The organism is Avibacterium sp. 21-599, assembly GCF_026226765.1.
In the GTDB taxonomy this organism is placed as follows: Bacteria; Pseudomonadota; Gammaproteobacteria; order Enterobacterales; family Pasteurellaceae; genus Avibacterium.
The window spans coordinates 109,320-130,160 of sequence record NZ_JAKKOB010000002.1 but is presented as its reverse complement, the minus strand read 5'-3'; the positions used below and the strand labels follow the sequence as shown (position 1 = coordinate 130,160).

At 42.3% G+C, this 20,841-nt stretch carries 9 protein-coding genes; 7 read left to right on the top strand and 2 right to left on the bottom strand.

Annotated elements, in window-relative coordinates; genetic code table 11:
* Nucleotides 1-218: 218 nt before the first annotated feature.
* Complete coding sequence (locus L5B83_RS10520; protein WP_265778489.1) at nt 219-7,895, bottom strand: YadA-like family protein; 7,677 nt, start codon at nt 7,893-7,895, stop codon at nt 219-221.
* Between the two features lie 38 nt (nt 7,896-7,933).
* Nucleotides 7,934-8,059 (bottom strand): ESPR domain-containing protein, encoded by a 126-nt coding sequence (locus L5B83_RS12495; protein ID WP_442780642.1) that lies wholly within the window; start codon nt 8,057-8,059, stop codon nt 7,934-7,936.
* Nucleotides 8,060-8,422: 363 nt separating this feature from the next.
* Between L5B83_RS12495 and rplK the strand changes: the two genes are divergently transcribed.
* The 7 genes from rplK to rpoC all read left to right on the top strand — a co-directional run bounded on the left by rplK (nt 8,423) and on the right by rpoC (nt 20,798).
* Complete coding sequence (rplK, locus tag L5B83_RS10515) at nt 8,423-8,851, top strand: 50S ribosomal protein L11 (RefSeq protein ID WP_265762974.1); 429 nt, start codon at nt 8,423-8,425, stop codon at nt 8,849-8,851.
* A gap of 3 nt (nt 8,852-8,854) precedes the next feature.
* A complete protein-coding gene (gene rplA / locus L5B83_RS10510; protein WP_265778488.1) occupies nt 8,855-9,544 on the top strand; it encodes a 50S ribosomal protein L1 in 690 nt (229 codons plus the stop codon).
* 361 nt (nt 9,545-9,905) lie between these two features.
* Nucleotides 9,906-10,397 carry a 50S ribosomal protein L10 gene (gene rplJ / locus L5B83_RS10505; protein ID WP_265778487.1) on the top strand — a complete coding sequence of 164 codons (492 nt, stop codon included), beginning with the start codon at nt 9,906-9,908 and terminating at the stop codon, nt 10,395-10,397.
* A 51-nt stretch (nt 10,398-10,448) separates the two neighbouring features.
* A complete protein-coding gene (rplL, locus tag L5B83_RS10500) occupies nt 10,449-10,820 on the top strand; it encodes a 50S ribosomal protein L7/L12 (RefSeq protein WP_265762972.1) in 372 nt (123 codons plus the stop codon).
* Between the two features lie 174 nt (nt 10,821-10,994).
* Nucleotides 10,995-12,110, top strand: coding sequence for a protein adenylyltransferase Fic (fic, locus tag L5B83_RS10495; RefSeq protein WP_265778486.1), 1,116 nt, complete (start codon nt 10,995-10,997; stop codon nt 12,108-12,110).
* A gap of 297 nt (nt 12,111-12,407) precedes the next feature.
* Nucleotides 12,408-16,436 (top strand): DNA-directed RNA polymerase subunit beta, encoded by a 4,029-nt coding sequence (gene rpoB, locus L5B83_RS10490; protein ID WP_265778485.1) that lies wholly within the window; start codon nt 12,408-12,410, stop codon nt 16,434-16,436.
* A gap of 99 nt (nt 16,437-16,535) precedes the next feature.
* Nucleotides 16,536-20,798, top strand: coding sequence for a DNA-directed RNA polymerase subunit beta' (rpoC, locus tag L5B83_RS10485; RefSeq protein ID WP_265778484.1), 4,263 nt, complete (start codon nt 16,536-16,538; stop codon nt 20,796-20,798).
* Nucleotides 20,799-20,841: the final 43 nt, after the last annotated feature.

Here is a 20,841-nt window from a genome sequence, read left to right as displayed (position 1 = left end):
ACTAAAAGCGTGATGATTGTACGTTGTTTCTTTCCTCGCTTCTAGTGACGTTTTGTGATTAAAATCAAGTGCGGTGGTTTTTTGAGAGATTTTTTACGTTTTAGGTGATTGCTTAGCAAGGCTGTTTCCTGTTTCTGTGATTTAAGCGACGATATAAAAATAAGCCTACGCAGAAAACGTAGGCTTATTTATTTTTAGCTTATATTAGTCCCGTTGCATTAGAATTGATAACCTACTGCACCACCGACAATATAATTTTTACGGGTATCCGCTGAGGCACCCACTTTAATGACCCATTTTTCATTATCAGAAACACGGGATACCCCTAACGCAACCGCACTTTGGTTGCGATATGAAGTACCACCTACGGAAACCATTGATTTGCCCGGACGGGTTGGTTGAGGTTGCATACCCAATGCTGCTGCGCCAGCAATACCTGCACGTAGATCTTTATCCATCTTATGGACATTTTGGTTGAGGTGATTAATCACCCGATGTGTGTCATAAAGCTGGCTACCATTGATGGCATCAGTGCTATTTGCTGAAACCACCCCGGCGGCAACGTGCTGAATTTGACGCGTTTCATTGGCATTACCCACAGAAACCACGCCTTTCACATTATCTACACCGGCAACATTCGCGTCATTCGCACCTGCATAGGTATAATTTCCACCATTTGCCGTAGTATGTATTCCGTTGGAAGATGAACGATCGCCTAAGAATACAGAGTTTTCAATGGTTTGAGTAATATTACTACCAAACGCATAAGTGCTATTTGTTTGAATATTATTGTTATTCCCCACAGAATAACTGCTATCGCCATTGATAATTGCCGAGTTACCAAGTGCTCCAGCCTCTTTCCTAGAGATGATATTAGCAGTACCAATAGCAATACTATTTTTGCCTGTTGCTTTGGCACCATTGCCCATAGCGATGGCATTCTCACCTTGCGCATCTGCTCTATAGCCAATTGCGGTTGATTTTGCACCAGAAGCACTCGCGTCTTCAGTATTCGTTTTAGTCCCTTCAACACGTTGTCCACCATTAACATGGAAGTATTTCGTTCCTTGCTCTTTCACTTGAACCAGTGCATCAATGATAGAGGCATTTTCTCTTTCTTTTTGACCAGATATTTCATAAGTGACTAATGCTTCTTTACCCTTATCTGTTAATTGACCAGTGCTATCAACATATTCCTTACCTAAGATATTTTGATAGTTATTGGTTACATTCGTTACATTATTTTGTACTGCATTTTGTAAGGCTAATAAATCACCAATATTTGCGGCATTGGTTTTTTCAGCAGGTGAAATATCCCCGTTCGCGATCGCTTGTTTGATCTCATCAGGTGTTCTGTTACCAAAGCCACTTGCCACATTGGTAATCTTATCGCCACCAACATCCAAGCCATTTGCTGTGCTAGTGAGTTTTGTTGTGTTATTGCCCTTACCAATGGTTACACTATTGAGATCGGTTAAATCTTCAGCCAATTTCACGATAACTTCATTGTTTGCAACATCCACACGAATATTTTTCGCTGAGGCAGCCGCGTTATTGGCTAACTCACCTTTGATGGTAATGGTTTTACCTAAGTTTTGCTTAGCTTCATTACCCGCACTGTCTTTCAGTCCGAAACCACCACCCAAATTCATATTGGTAATATTGCTAACCACATTTTTTAAATCACCGATATTGGCAGCATTGGTTAGCGTAGCGCCTGTTGCACTGGCTAAATCGCCTCCCGATAAGCCACTGGCAACATTCGTGATTTGATTACCGCCATTGCTTAGTCCTTGATTGGTTAAGGATACTGTGTTGTTCGGATCTGTTGCAGTAATTTTAACGCCATCCTTATTTACTACTGTTGCCCCCGTTGTAACGCTACCATCCTGACCCAAATCAATATTCTTAGCTAATTTAACCGTTAATGTATCCGTGCCATTAGAGACCACACCAATATTATTATCGGTTAGCTTGCTTTCGTTCGTTTGCCCCCCTTGAATTTTCACTTCTTGGCTGAGTTTGCGTGCAAACGTCTTATTCGCGTTATCACCACTAAAGAACATTGGCGTATCGGCGAGATTTTTTAAATCGCCCACTGTACTAGCTTGGTTCAGTGTGTTATCTGTTGCCTTGGCTAGGTTATCAATAAAGCTATTTGTGCCAGCAGTTTGATTAAGCGTGTTAGCTGAGCCTGCACCATTCCCTACATTGCCACCGATACCACTTGCGATATTAGCCAGCGTGGTTGGTGCTTTTGTTGAGCCATTAGCATTTTGCATCGAAGCCACAACATTTTCTTTGTTTACACTTTCACCCTTTCCATCAGCTTGAGTGTTGAATTCGCCATCAGCAAGTTTATACACCTTCGTGCCATCATTTTTCGTGTAAACCACTGGAAGTTGGGCATTTTGTGCCACGCTTTGGGCATCAACGGCAACGGTAATGGTGTTTACGCCATTTTCTGTTTTGCCGGAAACGGTAGCACCCCCGGTTCCCACAAACTTGACTTCACCGGCATTTTTCACTTGTGAGCTAAAGGCGGTGCTTAAATCACCCGTTGTTTTATCGCTACTCACCACAAAGCCCATATTGCGTAAATCGCCTACGGTGGCAACGGTGGTATTGTTCACGGCATTGTTCCCTAAATTGGTTAAGCCATTTGAACCATTGTTTGCATTGCTGATTGTGCCTAAGCCACTGTTTACATTGGTAATGGCATTGCCGCCGTTGTCTAAGCCATTTTTGGTCAAACTAACTGGGGATTTCGTGCTATCTTTTGGTGTAATGGTGATTGCATTTCCATTTACTGTTGTTTGATTACCCTCTGCATCAACAAAAGCGGCGGAGGTTAAATCGGTTAGGGTTTTAGCCAATTTCACTGTGATAGTGCCGTCTGTATTCCCCACCGTGCCAATGTTGTTGTCGGATAACGTATTGCTTGCCGCTCCCCCTTTAATTGTTAAGGTCTCGCTTGGTTTACGTTTTACCGTAACAGTACCGTTATCGCCAGCAAATTGTGATGTGGTGTTATCAACCGCCTTGTTAATGGCGTTTGCCACCTCTGTTGCATTGGCAAAGCTATCCCCCGTTGTCCCTGCTGAGACATCGCCATTCTCATCAGTAGTCAGTGCGGTGGTTTTTACATTGAATTTTACCGTTGAGGTTTTTCCGTCGGTATTTTCAACGGTTGCGGTGGTGCCAGTGCCGTTTGCAAAGTTTACGGTGTCGTATGGTTTTACAAAGTCTTTGGCTGTGCCATTCTCTTGCAAGTTCCAACCAGCATTAAGCACATCGCCCACTGTTGCCGCATTGTTTTGCTTGATGTCTGCTGGGGCGGTGGCTTGAGTTGTCGGTGCGGTGCTGTTCGCTTTTGCCCCCTCTAAGTTCCCCGCGATATTAGCCAGCGTGGTTGGCTTGTTTGTTGAGCCATCGGCATTTTGCATCGAAGCCACAACCTGACTTGGCTCAATGGCATCAGAATTTGGATTAGCTGGATCCGCAGGTCCTGTTGGTGTTGTGTAGAATTTATCACCGACTTTATATACCTTCGTGCCATCATTTTTCGTGTAAACCACTGGAAGTTGGGCATTTTGTGCCACGCTTTGAGCATCAACGGCAACGGTAATGGTGTTTACGCCATTTTCTGTTTTGCCGGAAACGGTAGCGCCCCCGGTTCCCACAAACTTGACTTCACCGGCATTTTTCACTTGTGAGCTAAAGGCGGTGCTTAAATCACCCGTTGTTTTATCGCTACTCACCACAAAGCCCATATTGCGTAAATCGCCTACGGTAGCAACGGTGTTATCGTTTACGGCATTGTTCCCTAAATTGGTTAAGCCATTTGAACCATTGTTTGCATTGCTGATTGTGCCTAAGCCACTGTTTACATTGGTAATGGCATTGCCGCCGTTGTCTAAGCCATTTTTGGTCAAACTAACTGGGGATTTCGTGCTATCTTTTGGTGTAATGGTGATTGCATTTCCATTTACTGTTGTTTGATTACCCTCTGCATCAACAAAAACGGCGGAGGTTAAACCGGTTAGGGTTTTAGCCAATTTCACTGTGATAGTGCCGTCTGTATTCCCCACCGTGCCAATGTTGTTGTCGGATAACGTATTGCTTGCCGCTCCCCCTTTAATTGTTAAGGTCTCGCTTGGTTTACGTTTTACCGTAACAGTACCGTTATCGCCAGCAAATTGTGATGTGGTGTTATCAACCGCCTTGTTAATGGCGTTTGCCACCTCTGTTGCATTGGCAAAGCTATCCCCCGTTGTCCCTGCTGAGACATCGCCATTCTCATCAGTAGTTAGTGCGGTGGTTTTTACATTGAATTTTACCGTTGAGGTTTTTCCGTCGGTATTTTCAACGGTTGCGGTGGTGCCAGTGCCGTTTGCAAAGTTTACGGTGTCGTATGGTTTTACAAAGTCTTTGGCTGTGCCATTCTCTTGCAAGTTCCAACCAGCATTAAGCACATCGCCCACTGTTGCCGCGTTGTTTTGCTTGATGTCTGTTGGGGCGGTTTGTGTGGTTGTTGCATTGCTTGCTTCACCCGAAGCGGCTGTATTATTTTGGGTGGTTGGCAAGTTGCTTGCAATATTAGCAAGGGTTGTTGGAGTGATTGTGTCACCCGCTGTGTTTTGTACTGATGCAATAATGCTGTTTGGATCTACTCGCGTTGCACCTGAATTTGGTGTGCCATTTGGAGCAACATTGTCCGGCGTATAATAGTTGCCATCGTTTGCTTTAACTAATTTATTGCCAGCGGCATCGGTATAAACCACAGGAATATTATCAAACGCTTTTGCCACAGCGTAAAGTTGTGAACCATTGATTGCATCGGTTGAAGTTTCAGAAATTTCACCCGCTGCCAGATGTTTAAGTTGGCGTTCAAAACCTGAGTGACCAATAGAAACTTGCATTCCTATGTCCTTTTTATCTATGCTGCCCGCAAAACCAGAGTAAGTGAGATTTCCAACCTTAGCTTGTTTGACAGAAGTGGCATTCGTTGCTGTTGTACTATCTTTACCTAATGCGACAGCGGCTTTTTCACTTGCGTTTGCGCCCCAACCTAGTGCAATGGCACCTTGGGCAGTGATAGTGGTGCGTGATGAGGTTCCGATAGCCAAACTTTGCGCACCAGCTGATTGTGCATCATAGCCGCCAGCAAAAGATTGTGCGCCATTCGCAATGGCACTTTGCCCTATTGCCACCGCACTATTTTTAGTCGCTTGTGAAAATGCCCCCATTGCAATGGCATAGTTACCAGAAGCGAGTGCGGTATCACCAAATACCAACAGTCCTGAATTCTCTTTACCTTTGTCATCTAGCTTTAGCGCCTTTGAGTTGTTACCCATAACAAAGGATGTGTTTGCTTCAACGGTATTGTTATTACCAATGATACGGCTGTTATTGCCTGTCAAGGTATTATTGTTACCAAAAGCACCCGCTTCATCGGCAGATACGGTGCCATTGTTATTACCGATGGTATAAGTGCCGGTACCTGTAATCGTTGTTGGATCACCAATGGCACCTGAATTTTCTCCCCGTACGATATTGCCTGTACCAATGGAAATGGCATTGTTGGCAAGTGCTTGTGCGCCTGTACCAATGGCGATACCGTTTTCAGCGACAAGAGTGCCTGTAATACGAGTAGGAACCTTGTTACCATTTGAACCATCGCTTTCAATCTCGCCCTCACCCACGCGAGAACCTTGACCGATGGCGATACCTGCGGTAGAACCTTGATAAACGCGTGAATCCGCAGACAATGCCAATGCATTATCCGCCCCTGCATAGGCACTATTATCGCGTGGTAAACTAGAACCTGTACTGACGACAGATGAGCCACCAATTGCCACCGCGCGCTTGCCTTGTACCGTTGCACTTTGCCCCAGTGCCAATGCACCGGCACTTCCTTGAATAACTGTTGCACCACGCCCAATGGCTTGCGCACCAGCAGAATTTTCATCCACAATCGCTTGGTTGCCTACTGCAAATGAACCATCAGAACGGGTTTCGGCATAATAATTACCAAAGATGGTGTTGCCCCACGCACCAATAGCAATACTATTGATTGCATTCGCGTGTGCCGCACCCAGTGCCACTGCCGCACCTTGTGCAGCGACAGCATTATGCCCCACCGCAGTTGCCCCACCCAGTGACCCATGTTCTTGTTTCGTTGAATAACTCTTAATGGTTTCCTCTACTGTTTTTGTGCCAGCAATCCATTCAAGTTTACCTGATGAATTGCGTTTCCAGCTCACATTATTGGGATCTGTAATTTGCGTCGTGCGTATATAGGTATCACCATTATAAACCTTGGCATTATCACCAATGGCGACACTGTGATCCGTTTCCTGTTGATTTGTTTCCAGTTGATTTGAACTATTATATATCACAGGGCGAGTTGCAACGACTTCCGCACCATTACCAATTGCCACCGTACTTGTAGCTTGGCTTTTGCTGTCCTTACCAATGGCAACGGCATTTCCCCCGCTCGCTTTACTGCGGGTCCCCATAGCGATGTTGTCTTGAGTTAAGAGCGGTGCATTTTCGTCGAATTTATTGGCTTCATAGCCGAAGGAAATATTGTTACTGGATGTGTGAACCGCTGATTTGACTAATTTATTTTCTGTATTGACGGTTATCGTTCCTTGCCCGATGTATTGCCCTGCATCTTTACCGAACGATAAATTGTAGTCACCGAAGACTTGTTGTCCTTTCGTGATCTGATTTGTGTTTGTATCTTTCTGGGCATCATTGGCGTTAGAAGAATAGCCAATAGAAACGTTACCTGTTCCAGCCACGGCGTGACCGACGTGATAACCTAGCGAGGTATTTTGATTGCCTAAGATATATTGCCCGTTGCTGATCCCCATTGCGTAGTTATCTGCACCACTAACATATTGACCTGAGCGTACCCCTAACGCATAGTTTGTATTACCATTGGCAAACTGCCCTGACTCACGACCAATGGCAACATTTTCTGTACCGCTAATGTAATTCTTTCCTGCATTGACACCGATAGCAATACCATGGGCATTGCCTGTGCCTGAACCGGCTTTGTTACCAATCGCAATCATATTTTCGGATTGTGCCGAGGCTTCTAAACCAATCGCCACGCCGGCTTTGCCAGAGGCATTGGTTTTAAAACCTGCGGCAACGCCGCCGTAATTTGCTAATGCAGCAGCACCAATGGCGACGTTATCTGCTCGGTTTTGGGTGTCGCTGGGATTTGTTGCCCAGCCCTCGTTGGTTGCTTTTGCCCCCGTGCCGATTGCGGTTGCATTTCGTCCTGTTGCACTGGCACCTGTGCCAATTGCTAAGGCGGCAGAAGCGCGCTCTGCTTTTACATCATTATAGGTAAAGTTGTTTTTATTTGTTGTGCTTGTTGTGCCATCTGCCTTCGCACCGCCACCAATTGCCATATCACCTCGGGCATTTGCGAGCGATGCTGAACCAAGTGCAATGCCGTATTCTGCTGCAGGTTTGGTGGTTGCGCCGTTGTTTGACGCATCGCCGCCACCAATGGCGATTGAATAAGCTCCATCGGCATCTGCGCCGTAAGTCCCCTGAACCAGCCCAGAACCAATGGCAATTGAATTCGTACCGTCGGAGCTAACACTATTCGCTTTAAAATTTGTTCCAATAATAATGGAACCATCTTTGGTGGCACTAATATCATTACCTAGTGCGATCGCGGAAGCACCGGTGGCATTGGTGCGTGCGCCAACCGCGACGCTTTCAGCTCCAGTCGCAACAGCATTTAAGCCACAAGCTACTTCGCCCATTCTATTTGGTGAAGTCGTCTCTCCATCAGCATCACAGTTAACATCCTGATTATGATCAGTAGCAGATGCATATACCGTGCCTGACATCCCAAATGTTGCCATTGCCAATGTGGTTAAAAGAAAACGTGGTGAAAGGGCGTTCAGTGTTTTATTATTTTGTTTGTTTGTTTGTTTGTGGTGCTTTTGCCTTTTCCTCGCGTAATTTCTGAAACCACGATTAACCTGTTAAGCACTTGATTAAAAATCACTTTATAAATTTTGTTCATTTGTCATTGCTCCCTAGCCTTAGATGAAATACGATAACGATTAAAAAACAAACAACTTACGTTATTTAAAACTCAAAAAAGAGGCTAATTTTACTTGAATTAATGAATTAGCTCAACTAATACCTTTTTCTGTATTTACCTTTATACGCTTTTATGGGTGAGAAAGCGCTTGGTTTACTGCAATCGTTGAAAATAAGGTAGGCTGATAGGATTAACGCATTTTTGATTTGCAATGCGGCGTAAAATTTGTATAATTCGCAACCTTACGCGCAAATCTTGTGTGTATGTTTATGTAATTGGCACAATCGTGCTTTCAATCACGGGGAGCTGAAAAGCGTTATCACCCATAACGAGGAAATTAAAATGGCAAAGAAAGTTCAAGCCTATATTAAGTTGCAAGTTGCAGCGGGTATGGCTAACCCTTCACCACCAGTTGGTCCAGCATTAGGTCAACAAGGTGTGAATATTATGGAATTCTGTAAAGCATTCAACGCTCGTACTGAGAGCTTAGAAAAAGGTTTACCGATTCCAGTGGTTATCACTGTTTATGCAGACCGTTCATTTACTTTTGTAACTAAAACCCCACCAGCAGCGGTATTATTGAAAAAAGCAGCTGGCATCAAATCAGGTTCTGGTAAACCGAACAAAGATAAAGTCGGTAAAGTAACAAAAGCACAAATCCGTGAGATTGCTGAAACAAAAGCGGCGGATATGACGGGTGCAACAATTGAAACTAAGATGAAATCTATTGAAGGTACTGCACGTTCAATGGGTTTGGTAGTGGAGGACTAATTAATGGCTAAACTCACCAAACGTATGAAAGCAATCAAAGCGGGTGTTGATTCAACTAAAGCTTATGAAATCAATGAAGCGATCGCAGTATTAAAACAATTTACGAGTGCTAAATTCGTAGAAAGCGTTGATGTTGCAGTAAATTTAGGGATTGATGCACGTAAATCTGACCAAAATGTTCGTGGTGCGACAGTATTACCAAACGGTACAGGTCGTAACGTTCGCGTTGCGGTATTCACTCAAGGCGCAAATGCAGATGCAGCGAAAGAAGCAGGTGCAGATTTAGTGGGTATGGAAGATTTAGCAGAGCAAATCAAGAAAGGCGAAATGGACTTTGATGTTGTTATCGCTTCCCCTGATGCAATGCGCGTTGTTGGTCAATTAGGTCAAATTTTAGGACCTCGTGGCTTAATGCCAAACCCGAAAGTAGGTACTGTAACCCCAAATGTGGCTGAAGCAGTAAAAAATGCGAAATCTGGTCAGGTTCGTTACCGTAATGATAAAAATGGTATTATTCATACCACAATCGGTAAAGCAGACTTTAGCCCAGAGCAATTAAAAGAAAACTTACAAGCTTTATTAGCGGCTTTAACAAAAGCAAAACCTGCTTCCGCTAAAGGCGTATTTATTAAGAAAGTAAGTCTTTCTACCACTCAAGGTGCGGGTGTCGCAGTAGATCAAAACAGTCTATAATTTGAGTTTAAAAAACGGCTTATTGTATTGATAAGCCGTTTTTATATTGGGTTTTATACTGAGAAAATGGCTCTTCAATGGAACTTTTTATTTACATTGATGATAAATCTCTCTATAATGCCCGACCTAAATCTGTTTCGGCAGATTTTTGATGGTGCTTACTATCAAGCCCCGTCCAAGACCGTAGGTGAAATGGTTTCATTTCTTAATAGCAATGCCTGCGTAGATGGTGGACAGACAGAATTTTCTGCTTCTGGACACCTTAGCCTCAAAGAGAGACCTCACGAATTTAAAGTGCGGTTATTTTTTGAGATTTTTTAGAAGTTCCGCTTAGGCGGAGTGTATCAGGAGCTAACAACCAATGGCATTAAATCTTCAAGACAAACAAGCAATTGTTGCTGAAGTAAATGAAGCAGCCAAAGGTGCCCTGTCAGCAGTTATCGCGGATTCCCGTGGTGTGACTGTTGATAAAATGACTGAATTACGTAAAGCAGCTCGTGAAGCTGGTGTTTCAATGCGTGTTGTGCGTAACACCTTGTTACGTCGTGCAGTTGAAGGCACAGATTATGAGTGCTTAAAAGATGCGTTTATAGGTCCAACACTTATCGCATTTTCTACTGAACACCCGGGTGCAGCAGCACGTTTGTTCAAAGATTTTGCAAAAGCAAATGATAAGTTTGAAATTAAAGGTGCAGCCTTTGAAGGTAAGATCCAAGATGTTGAATTCTTAGCAACATTACCGACTTACGAAGAAGCAATTGCACGTTTAATGGGTACAATGAAAGAAGCTGCGGCAGGCAAACTTGTTCGCACTCTTGCAGCATTACGCGACAAATTACAAGAAGCAGCTTAATTACAGCGTTTCTTATTCGGTTTAATTTATTTACTTTAGGAATTGATTGTTATGTCATTAACTAACGAACAAATCATTGAAGCGATTGCTTCTAAATCAGTAACTGAAATCGTAGAATTAATCTCTGCGATGGAAGAAAAATTCGGTGTTTCAGCAGCAGCGGCTGCAGTAGCAGTAGCAGCAGGCGGTGACGCAGCTGCAGCAGAAGAGAAAACTGAATTTGATGTAGTACTTGCAGCAGCTGGTGCAAACAAAGTAGCAGTAATCAAAGCAGTACGTGGTGCAACTGGCTTAGGCTTAAAAGAAGCGAAAGACTTAGTTGAATCTGCACCAGCAGTATTAAAAGAAGGTATTGCTAAAGCAGAAGCTGAAGCACTTAAGAAAGAATTAGAAGAAGCTGGCGCACAAGTAGAAATCAAATAATTTTGATTTTTCTGCGACCAGTTCTGGTTCTGAAAGCCCCGATAGAAATATCGGGGTTTTTTATTATTCCTAATAATATGTTTAAAAACAGACAAAATTTAATGCTATTTCATTGATATGTTGATTCAATCAACCTATACTTAAAATATGTTTAAAAAATGGTGTTTTTTAAAGATGATGAATTGGGATCCAACTTTACCTTATAATCAGCTTCCTGATCTGCCTCCGAATGAAGATATTGAAACAAAAGAAATTTTGAAACAAACCATCTTAGCTCGTGCGGCATTGGCTGAATTAAAGCAAGCAGCGGAGCTTATTCCGAATCAATCAATGTTGATTAATACCTTGCCTATTATGGAAGCAAGGGCAAGTAGCGAAATAGAAAATGTTGTAACAACAACAGATAAACTTTTCCAATCTTTGCAATTACAAAAGAGTGAGCAAGATCCTGCGACAAAAGAAGCATTACAATATCGAACTGCACTTTTTTCTGGGTTTAACAGCCTAGCAACAAAACCTTTATGTGTACAAACAGCAGTAATCGTTTGTAGTGAAATTAAAGGGAGAGAAATGGATATTCGTAAAATTACGGGAACATCGTTACGTAATGGTATAACTGGAAACATTATTTATACCCCACCCGAAGGTGAAACCTTAATTCGAGATAAATTATCTAATTGGGAAAAATTTATTCACTATAATGATGACCTTGATCCGCTGATTATTCTTGCTGTGGCACATTATCAATTTGAAGCGATTCACCCTTTTACTGATGGCAATGGTCGAACAGGAAGAATTTTGAATAGTTTACTGTTAATTGAAAAGGGGTTATTGCATTTACCTATTCTTTATTTAAGTCGTTATATTATTGAAAATAAAGAGGATTATTATCGCTGTTTATTAGATGTTACCGCAAAACAAAATTGGTCGCAGTGGATCATTTATATTTTAAAAGGTATTGAAGATACCGCAAAATGGACGGTTGCCAAAATTGAGGCGATTAAACACTTAGCGGAAGAAACCGCAACATATATTAAGCATAAGTTGCCACAAATATATAGTCGAGAATTGGTCGATTTACTTTTTGAGCAACCTTATATCCGTATTACACATATAGAGGATAAAGCCATTGCGAAACGTCAAACAGCTTCAAAGTATTTGAAAGAATTATGTGAAATTGGAGTTTTGCAAGAATATGTTCGTGGTCGAGAAAAATTATTTATTCACAATAAGCTAATGGAGCTATTAAGAGGTGATAGTAATATTGTCGCTCCTTATTCATTGCATTAATGCGAGCTTGCACTGTGTGGATTTTTTCTTGACTGAATGTGCTTATTTTATATATAATCATCAACCATTTTTAATTCCGCTAAATAGTTTGGATTAAAAATATACTGAATAATCACCGTTTTGTTGCGTGAATCAGGCTAGTTTTCTGGTAGTTTGATGGCAACCCGCTCATCAGAAGTAAGGTTCAGAGTGCGGTATCTGGAAACGGATTCATCATTGATTGAAAATAAGCGAAAAAATGACCGCACTTTTATTTTCTTTCAACTCGGTCTCACTAAAATTTATTGAGGAAAACCAATGGGTTACTCCTATACTGAGAAAAAACGTATTCGTAAAGACTTCGGTAAGCGTCCGCAAGTTTTAAATGTACCATATTTATTAACAATTCAACTTGATTCTTTTGATAAATTTATCCAAAGAGATCCTGAGGGTCAGCAAGGTCTAGAAGCGGCATTCCGTTCTGTATTCCCGATTGTCAGCAATAATGGCAATACAGAATTACAATATGTCAGCTACCGTTTAGGTGAACCCGTATTTGATGTGCGTGAATGTCAAATTCGCGGTACCACTTATGCTGCGCCATTACGGGTAAAATTGCGTCTTGTTAGCTATGATAAAGATGCCGCACCGGGTACGATCAAAGATATTAAAGAACAAGAAGTGTATATGGGTGAAATCCCATTAATGACAGATAACGGAACATTTGTGATTAATGGTACTGAGCGTGTAATTGTTTCGCAATTGCACCGTAGCCCTGGTGTGTTCTTTGATAGCGACAAAGGTAAAACACACTCATCAGGAAAAGTGCTTTATAATGCACGTATTATTCCTTATCGTGGTTCTTGGTTAGATTTTGAATTTGATCCAAAAGATAACTTATATGCACGTATTGACCGTCGCCGTAAATTACCTGCGACCATTATTTTGCGTGCTTTAAATTACACGACAGAAGAAATTTTAGATTTATTCTTCGATAAAGTTGTTTTCCAAATTGACGATAACAAATTATTAATGACCTTAGTGCCAGAAAGATTGCGTGGTGAAACGGCAACTTTCGATATTGTGGCAAATGGAAAAACCTACGTTGAAGTGGGTCGTCGTATTACTGCTCGTCATATTCGTGCGCTTGAAAAAGACAATGTGACTCAGGTTGAAGTGCCAACAGAATACATTGTAGGCAAAGTTGCCGCGAAAGACTATGTTGATCTTGAGACTGGTGAAGTGATTTGTCCTGCCAATGGTGAAATGACGCTAGAGGTTTTAGCAAAATTATCACAAGCAGGTTACAAAACCATTGAAACCCTATTTACTAACGATTTAGATTACGGTCCATATATTTCAGATACCTTACGCGTTGATCCAACCACTGATCGTTTGAGTGCATTGGTTGAAATTTATCGTATGATGCGTCCGGGTGAGCCACCAACAAAAGAAGCAGCAGAAGGCTTGTTTGATAATCTTTTCTTCTCGGCAGATCGCTATGATTTATCTGCGGTAGGTCGAATGAAATTCAACCGCTCTTTAGGCATTGAAGAAACAACGGGCAGCGGTATCTTAAGTAAAGAAGATATTGTCAATGTGATGCGTAAATTGATTGATATCCGTAATGGTCGTGGTGAAGTTGATGACATTGACCACTTAGGTAACCGCCGTATTCGTTCTGTGGGTGAAATGGCAGAAAACCAATTCCGTATTGGTTTAGTGCGTGTTGAGCGTGCAGTAAAAGAGCGTCTTTCTTTAGGCGATCTTGAAGCAGTAACTCCACAAGATTTAATTAATGCGAAACCAATTTCAGCCGCGGTGAAAGAATTCTTTGGTTCATCACAACTTTCCCAATTTATGGATCAGAATAATCCGCTTTCAGAAGTGACGCATAAACGCCGTATTTCTGCATTAGGGCCGGGCGGTTTAACTCGTGAACGTGCAGGCTTCGAGGTGCGAGATGTTCATGCAACCCATTATGGACGTGTGTGTCCAATTGAAACGCCTGAAGGTCCAAACATTGGTTTGATCAACTCGCTAGCGGTGTATGCGCGTACTAATGATTACGGTTTCTTAGAAACCCCATACCGCAAAGTGGTAAATGGTCAAGTTACGGAAGAAATTGAATACTTATCAGCCATTGAAGAAGGCAAATATATCATCGCACAGGCAAACTCAAATTTAGATGAGGAATTACGCTTTACCGATACTTTCGTAACCTGTCGTGGTGAGCATGGTGAATCTGGTTTATATCGTCCAGAAGAAATTCACTATATGGACGTATCAACACAGCAAATCGTTTCTGTGGCAGCAGCGTTGATTCCATTCCTTGAGCACGATGATGCAAACCGTGCCTTGATGGGGGCGAACATGCAACGCCAAGCCGTGCCAACCTTGCGTGCAGATAAACCATTAGTCGGTACAGGTATGGAAAAACCTGTGGCATTAGACTCTGGGGTGGCGGTAGTCGCAAAACGTGGTGGAACAATCCAATATGTTGATGCTTCACGTATCGTGGTTAAAGTAAACGAAGATGAAACTATCGCAGGCGAAGCGGGGATTGATATTTACAACCTTGTGAAATATACCCGTTCTAACCAAAACACCTGTATCAACCAAATTCCTTGTGTGCAATTAGGTGAGCCTATTGAACGTGGTGAAATCCTTGCGGATGGGCCATCAACAGATTTAGGTGAACTTGCACTTGGACAAAATATGCGCGTCGCATTTATGCCTTGGAATGGTTATAACTTTGAAGACTCAATGTTAGTGTCTGAGCGTGTAGTACAAGAAGATCGTTTCACGACTATTCATATTCAAGAACTTTCTTGTGTGGCACGTGATACCAAACTGGGTTCAGAAGAAATTACCGCAGATATTCCAAACGTCGGTGAGGCTGCATTAAGCAAACTCGATGAATCAGGGATTGTATATATCGGTGCAGAAGTAAAAGGTGGCGATATTCTTGTGGGTAAAGTAACACCAAAAGGTGAAACCCAATTAACCCCAGAAGAAAAATTATTACGTGCCATCTTTGGTGAAAAAGCTTCAGATGTAAAAGATTCTTCACTACGCGTACCAAATAGCGTATCAGGTACTGTGATTGACGTTCAAGTTTTCACCCGTGATGGTGTAGAAAAAGATAAACGTGCATTAGAAATTGAAGAAATGCAATTAAAACAAGCGAAAAAAGATCTTGTCGAAGAATTAGAGATCTTAGAAGCAGGTTTATTTGCTCGTGTACGTAACGTATTAATTTCTGGTGGAATCTCTGAAGCGCAGTTAGATAAACTAGAACGCACAAAATGGTTAGAACAAACCCTTTCAGATGAAGACAAACAAAGCCAATTAGAACAATTAGCCGAACAATACGAAGAACTTCGCAAAGACTTTGAACACAAACTTGAAGTCAAACGTGGCAAAATTATCCAAGGTGATGATCTTGCACCGGGCGTATTGAAAGTGGTGAAAGTGTATCTTGCAGTGAAACGTCAAATCCAACCGGGTGATAAAATGGCGGGTCGTCACGGTAACAAAGGGGTTATCTCAAAAATTAACCCAGTTGAAGATATGCCGTATGACGAAAATGGTCAGCCAGTGGATATCGTATTGAACCCGCTGGGCGTACCTTCACGTATGAACATTGGTCAGATTCTTGAAACACACTTAGGTTTAGCGGCGAAAGGAATTGGTGATCAAATCAATGCAATGATCAAACAAAAACAAGATGTTGAGAAATTGCGTGGTTATATCCAAAAAGCTTATGACTTAGGTGGTGGCTCACAAAAAGTGGATCTTTCAACCTTTACAGATGAAGAAGTGATGCGTTTAGCGCAAAACTTACGCAAAGGTTTACCATTAGCAACACCAGTATTTGACGGGGCGCACGAAGAAGAAATTAAAGGCTTGTTAGAGCTAGGTGGCTTACCAACGTCTGGTCAAATCACCTTATATGATGGTCGTACCGGTGAGAAATTTGAACGTCCTGTAACCGTGGGTTATATGTATATGCTCAAATTGAACCACTTAGTGGATGACAAAATGCACGCACGTTCAACAGGTTCTTATAGTCTTGTGACGCAACAACCATTGGGTGGTAAAGCACAATTTGGTGGTCAGCGTTTCGGTGAGATGGAGGTATGGGCGCTCGAAGCTTATGGTGCGGCTTACACCTTACAAGAAATGCTTACAGTGAAATCTGATGATGTGAATGGTCGTACGAAGATGTATAAAAATATCGTGAGCGGTAACCAACAAATGGATCCGGGTACGCCAGAATCTTTCAACGTAATTATGAAAGAAATTCGTTCACTGGGTATTAACATCGACTTAGACGAAGAATAATCTGATAAGCGAAAGCTAAAGTACGCTCAAGTGCGGTGAAAAAATGTTGAAATTTTACACCGCACTTGGATAAGTTTAACTCCGACAGGAGCAAAATCTGTGAAAGACTTAGTTAAGTTTTTAAAAGCACAATCAAAAACTTCAGAAGATTTTGATGTGATTAAAATTGGTTTAGCCTCACCGGATATGATCCGTTCTTGGTCATTTGGTGAAGTTAAAAAACCTGAAACTATCAACTACCGTACGTTTAAACCAGAGCGTGACGGGCTTTTCTGTGCGCGTATTTTCGGGCCAGTAAAAGACTACGAATGTTTATGTGGAAAATATAAACGTTTAAAACACCGTGGTGTGATCTGTGAAAAATGTGGTGTCGAAGTTACTCAAGCAAAAGTTCGTCGTGAACGTATGGGACATATTGAGTTAGCTTCTCCAGTTGCACACATTTGGTTCTTAAAATCTTTACCATCCCGTATCGGTTTATTATTAGATATGCCGTTGCGTGATATTGAACGTGTACTTTATTTTGAATCTTACATTGTTACTGAACCGGGAATGACGGATCTGGAAAAAGGTCAATTATTAACGGAAGAACAATATATGGACGCTGAAGATCGTTGGGCTGACGAATTTGAAGCGAAAATGGGAGCGGAAGCGATCCAAGCGTTATTACGCGATATGGATCTGGAAGTGGAATGCGAAAACTTGCGTGAAGAATTGCAAGAAACCAATTCAGAGACTAAACGTAAAAAAATCACTAAACGCTTAAAATTATTAGAATCTTTCATTCAATCAGGCAATAAACCTGAATGGATGGTGATGACAGTATTACCTGTTTTACCACCAGATTTACGTCCATTAGTACCGCTTGATGGCGGACGCTTTGCAACGTCTGATTTAAATGATTTATATCGTCGTGTGATTAACCGTAATAACCGTTTAAAACGTTTATTAGACTTGATTGCACCAGATATTATCGTGCGTAACGAAAAACGGATGTTACAAGAATCTGTCGATGCGTTATTGGATAATGGCCGTCGTGGTCGTGCAATTACGGGTTCTAACCGCCGTCCATTGAAATCACTTGCGGATATGATCAAAGGTAAACAAGGTCGTTTCCGTCAAAACTTATTAGGTAAACGTGTTGATTATTCTGGTCGTTCTGTAATTACAGTGGGTCCATACTTACATCTACATCAATGTGGTTTACCGAAAAAAATGGCATTGGAATTATTCCGTCCATTTATTTACGCGAAATTAGAAAGCCGTGGCTTTGCAACAACCATTAAAGCGGCGAAGAAAATGGTTGAGCGTGAAGATGCTATCGTATGGGATATTTTGGCTGAAGTTATCCGTGAACACCCAATCTTATTAAACCGTGCGCCAACCTTGCACCGTTTGGGTATTCAGGCTTTTGAACCAATCTTAATTGAAGGTAAAGCGATTCAATTACACCCATTAGTGTGTGCGGCATTCAATGCAGACTTCGATGGTGACCAAATGGCGGTTCACGTACCATTAACCCTTGAAGCTCAGCTTGAAGCACGTGCGTTGATGATGTCAACCAACAACATTCTTTCACCAGCTAATGGTGAGCCGATTATCGTACCATCACAAGACGTGGTATTAGGTCTTTACTATATGACACGCGATAAAGTGAACGGTAAAGGCGAAGGAATGTTATTACAAGATCCGCGTGAAGCAGAAAAAGCTTATCGTACAGGACAAGCTGAATTACATTCTCGTGTGAAAGTACGTATCACAGAATATGTGAAAGATGCTGCTGATGAGTTTGTTCCACAAACGAATCTTGTGGATACCACAATTGGTCGTGCCATTTTATGGATGATTGCACCAAAAGGAATGCCATTTAGCTTATTCAATCAAACCCTAGGCAAAAAAGCGATTTCTAAATTAATCAATGAAAGTTATCGTCGTCTTGGATTGAAAGCGAGCGTACTATTTGCTGACCAAATTATGTACACTGGTTTTGCTTATGCTGCACGTTCTGGTTCATCAGTCGGTATTGATGATATGGTGATCCCGGCGAAAAAATATGAAATTATTTCAGCCGCAGAACAAGAAGTTGCAGAAATTCAAGAGCAATTCCAATCAGGTTTAGTTACCGCAGGTGAGCGTTATAACAAAGTCATCGATATTTGGGCAGCCGCAAATGAACGTGTTGCTAAAGCGATGATGGAAAACCTTTCACAAGAAGAAGTCGTAAACCGTGAAGGGGAGCTGGAAAAACAAGCGTCATTTAACAGTATCTTTATGATGGCTGATTCTGGGGCGCGTGGTTCTGCCGCACAGATTCGTCAGCTTGCTGGTATGCGTGGTTTGATGGCTCGTCCAGATGGCTCAATTATCGAAACACCGATTACCGCGAACTTCCGCGAAGGGCTAAACGTACTTCAGTACTTTATTTCAACCCACGGTGCGCGTAAAGGTTTGGCGGATACCGCACTGAAAACGGCAAACTCAGGTTACTTAACTCGCCGTTTAGTGGATGTGGCACAAGACTTAGTGATCATTGAAGATGACTGTGGTACTTACGAAGGTATCGTAATGACCCCATTAATTGAGGGGGGCGATGTAAAAGAGCCTTTACGTGATCGCGTATTAGGTCGTGTTGCCGCAGAAGACATCTTAAAACCGGGTACAGACGAAGTTTTAATCCCACGTAATACCTTATTAGATGAAAAACTTTGTGACCTCATTGATGAAAATTCCGTTGATAGCATTAAAGTACGTTCAGTCGTAACCTGTGATACTAACTTTGGTGTATGTGCGAAATGTTACGGACGCGATCTGGCACGTGGACACCTTATTAACCAAGGTGAAGCGGTAGGTGTTATTGCTGCACAATCAATCGGTGAGCCGGGTACACAGCTAACGATGCGTACCTTCCATATCGGTGGTGCGGCATCTGCGGCAGCAAAAGAATCAAGTATTCAAGTTAAGAATAACGGTACATTACGTTTAGCAAACGTGAAATTTGTTACCAACAAAGAAGGCAAATTGGTATTAACTTCTCGTAATACTGAATTAACTGTCATTGATGCCTTTGGTCGTACCAAAGAGCATTATAAAGTGCCTTACGGTGCAGTATTAAACAAAGCAGACGGTGATGAAGTGAATGCAGGTGAAACCGTTGCAAACTGGGATCCACATACTATGCCAGTGGTTTCCGAAGTATCAGGTTTCGTGAAATTTGTTGATATTGTTGATGGCTTAACCGTAACTCGTCAAACCGATGAATTAACAGGTTTATCTTCAATCGTCGTACAAGATGTGGGTGAGCGCGCAACAGCCGGTAAGGATTTACGTCCAACTATCAAGCTAGTTGATGCACAAGGTAATGATGTTCTCATTGCAGGTTCAGATATGCCAGCGCAGTACACCTTACCGGGTAAAGCGATTGTTACCCTTGAAGATGGGGCAGAGGTTCACGTCGGGGATTCCCTTGCACGTATTCCACAAGAATCAGCAGGAACCAAAGATATTACCGGTGGTCTTCCACGCGTAGCGGATCTCTTTGAAGCGCGTAAACCGAAAGAACCAGCCATCTTAGCAGAAATTTCCGGTATTGTTTCCTTCGGTAAAGAAACCAAAGGTAAACGTCGCTTACTTATCACCCCAACAGAAGGTGAAGTGTACGAAGAAATGATTCCAAAATGGCGTCAGCTCAACGTATTTGAAGGCGAAATGGTAGAGCGTGGGGATCTGATTTCTGATGGTGCAGAAACGCCACACGATATTCTACGTTTGCGCGGTGTACACGCAGTAACTGATTACATTGTTAACGAAGTGCAAGAAGTTTACCGCTTACAAGGGGTAAAAATTAACGATAAACATATCGAAGTTATCGTTCGCCAAATGTTGCGTAAAGCCATCATCACGAAGGCTTATGACTCTGAATTCTTAGAAGGTGAGCAAGTAGAAGTTGCACGTGTGAAAATGGTTAACCAAAAACGTGAAGCGGAAGGTAAACCATTGGTTGAGTTTGAGCGTGAGTTATTGGGTATCACCAAAGCCTCATTGGCGACCGAATCCTTTATCTCAGCCGCCTCATTCCAAGAAACCACCCGCGTGCTTACGGAAGCTGCCGTGGCAGGTAAACGCGATGAATTGCGTGGCTTGAAAGAGAACGTTATCGTTGGTCGTTTGATCCCAGCAGGTACAGGTTTTGCGTATCACCAACAACGCCAGAAAAACCGTGTTGCGGGTATTGTAGAACCTGAGCAACCAACGAAAGCCTCAATGGTTTCAGATGAAGACATTGCCTCTGAATTTACATTCAGTGCTGATGATGCCACCGCAAGTTTAGCAGAAATGTTAAATATGGCAGAAGATGCAGAATAAAATTTAGTCTTTAAGTCATCGAAAGCCCGAATATCATTTCGGG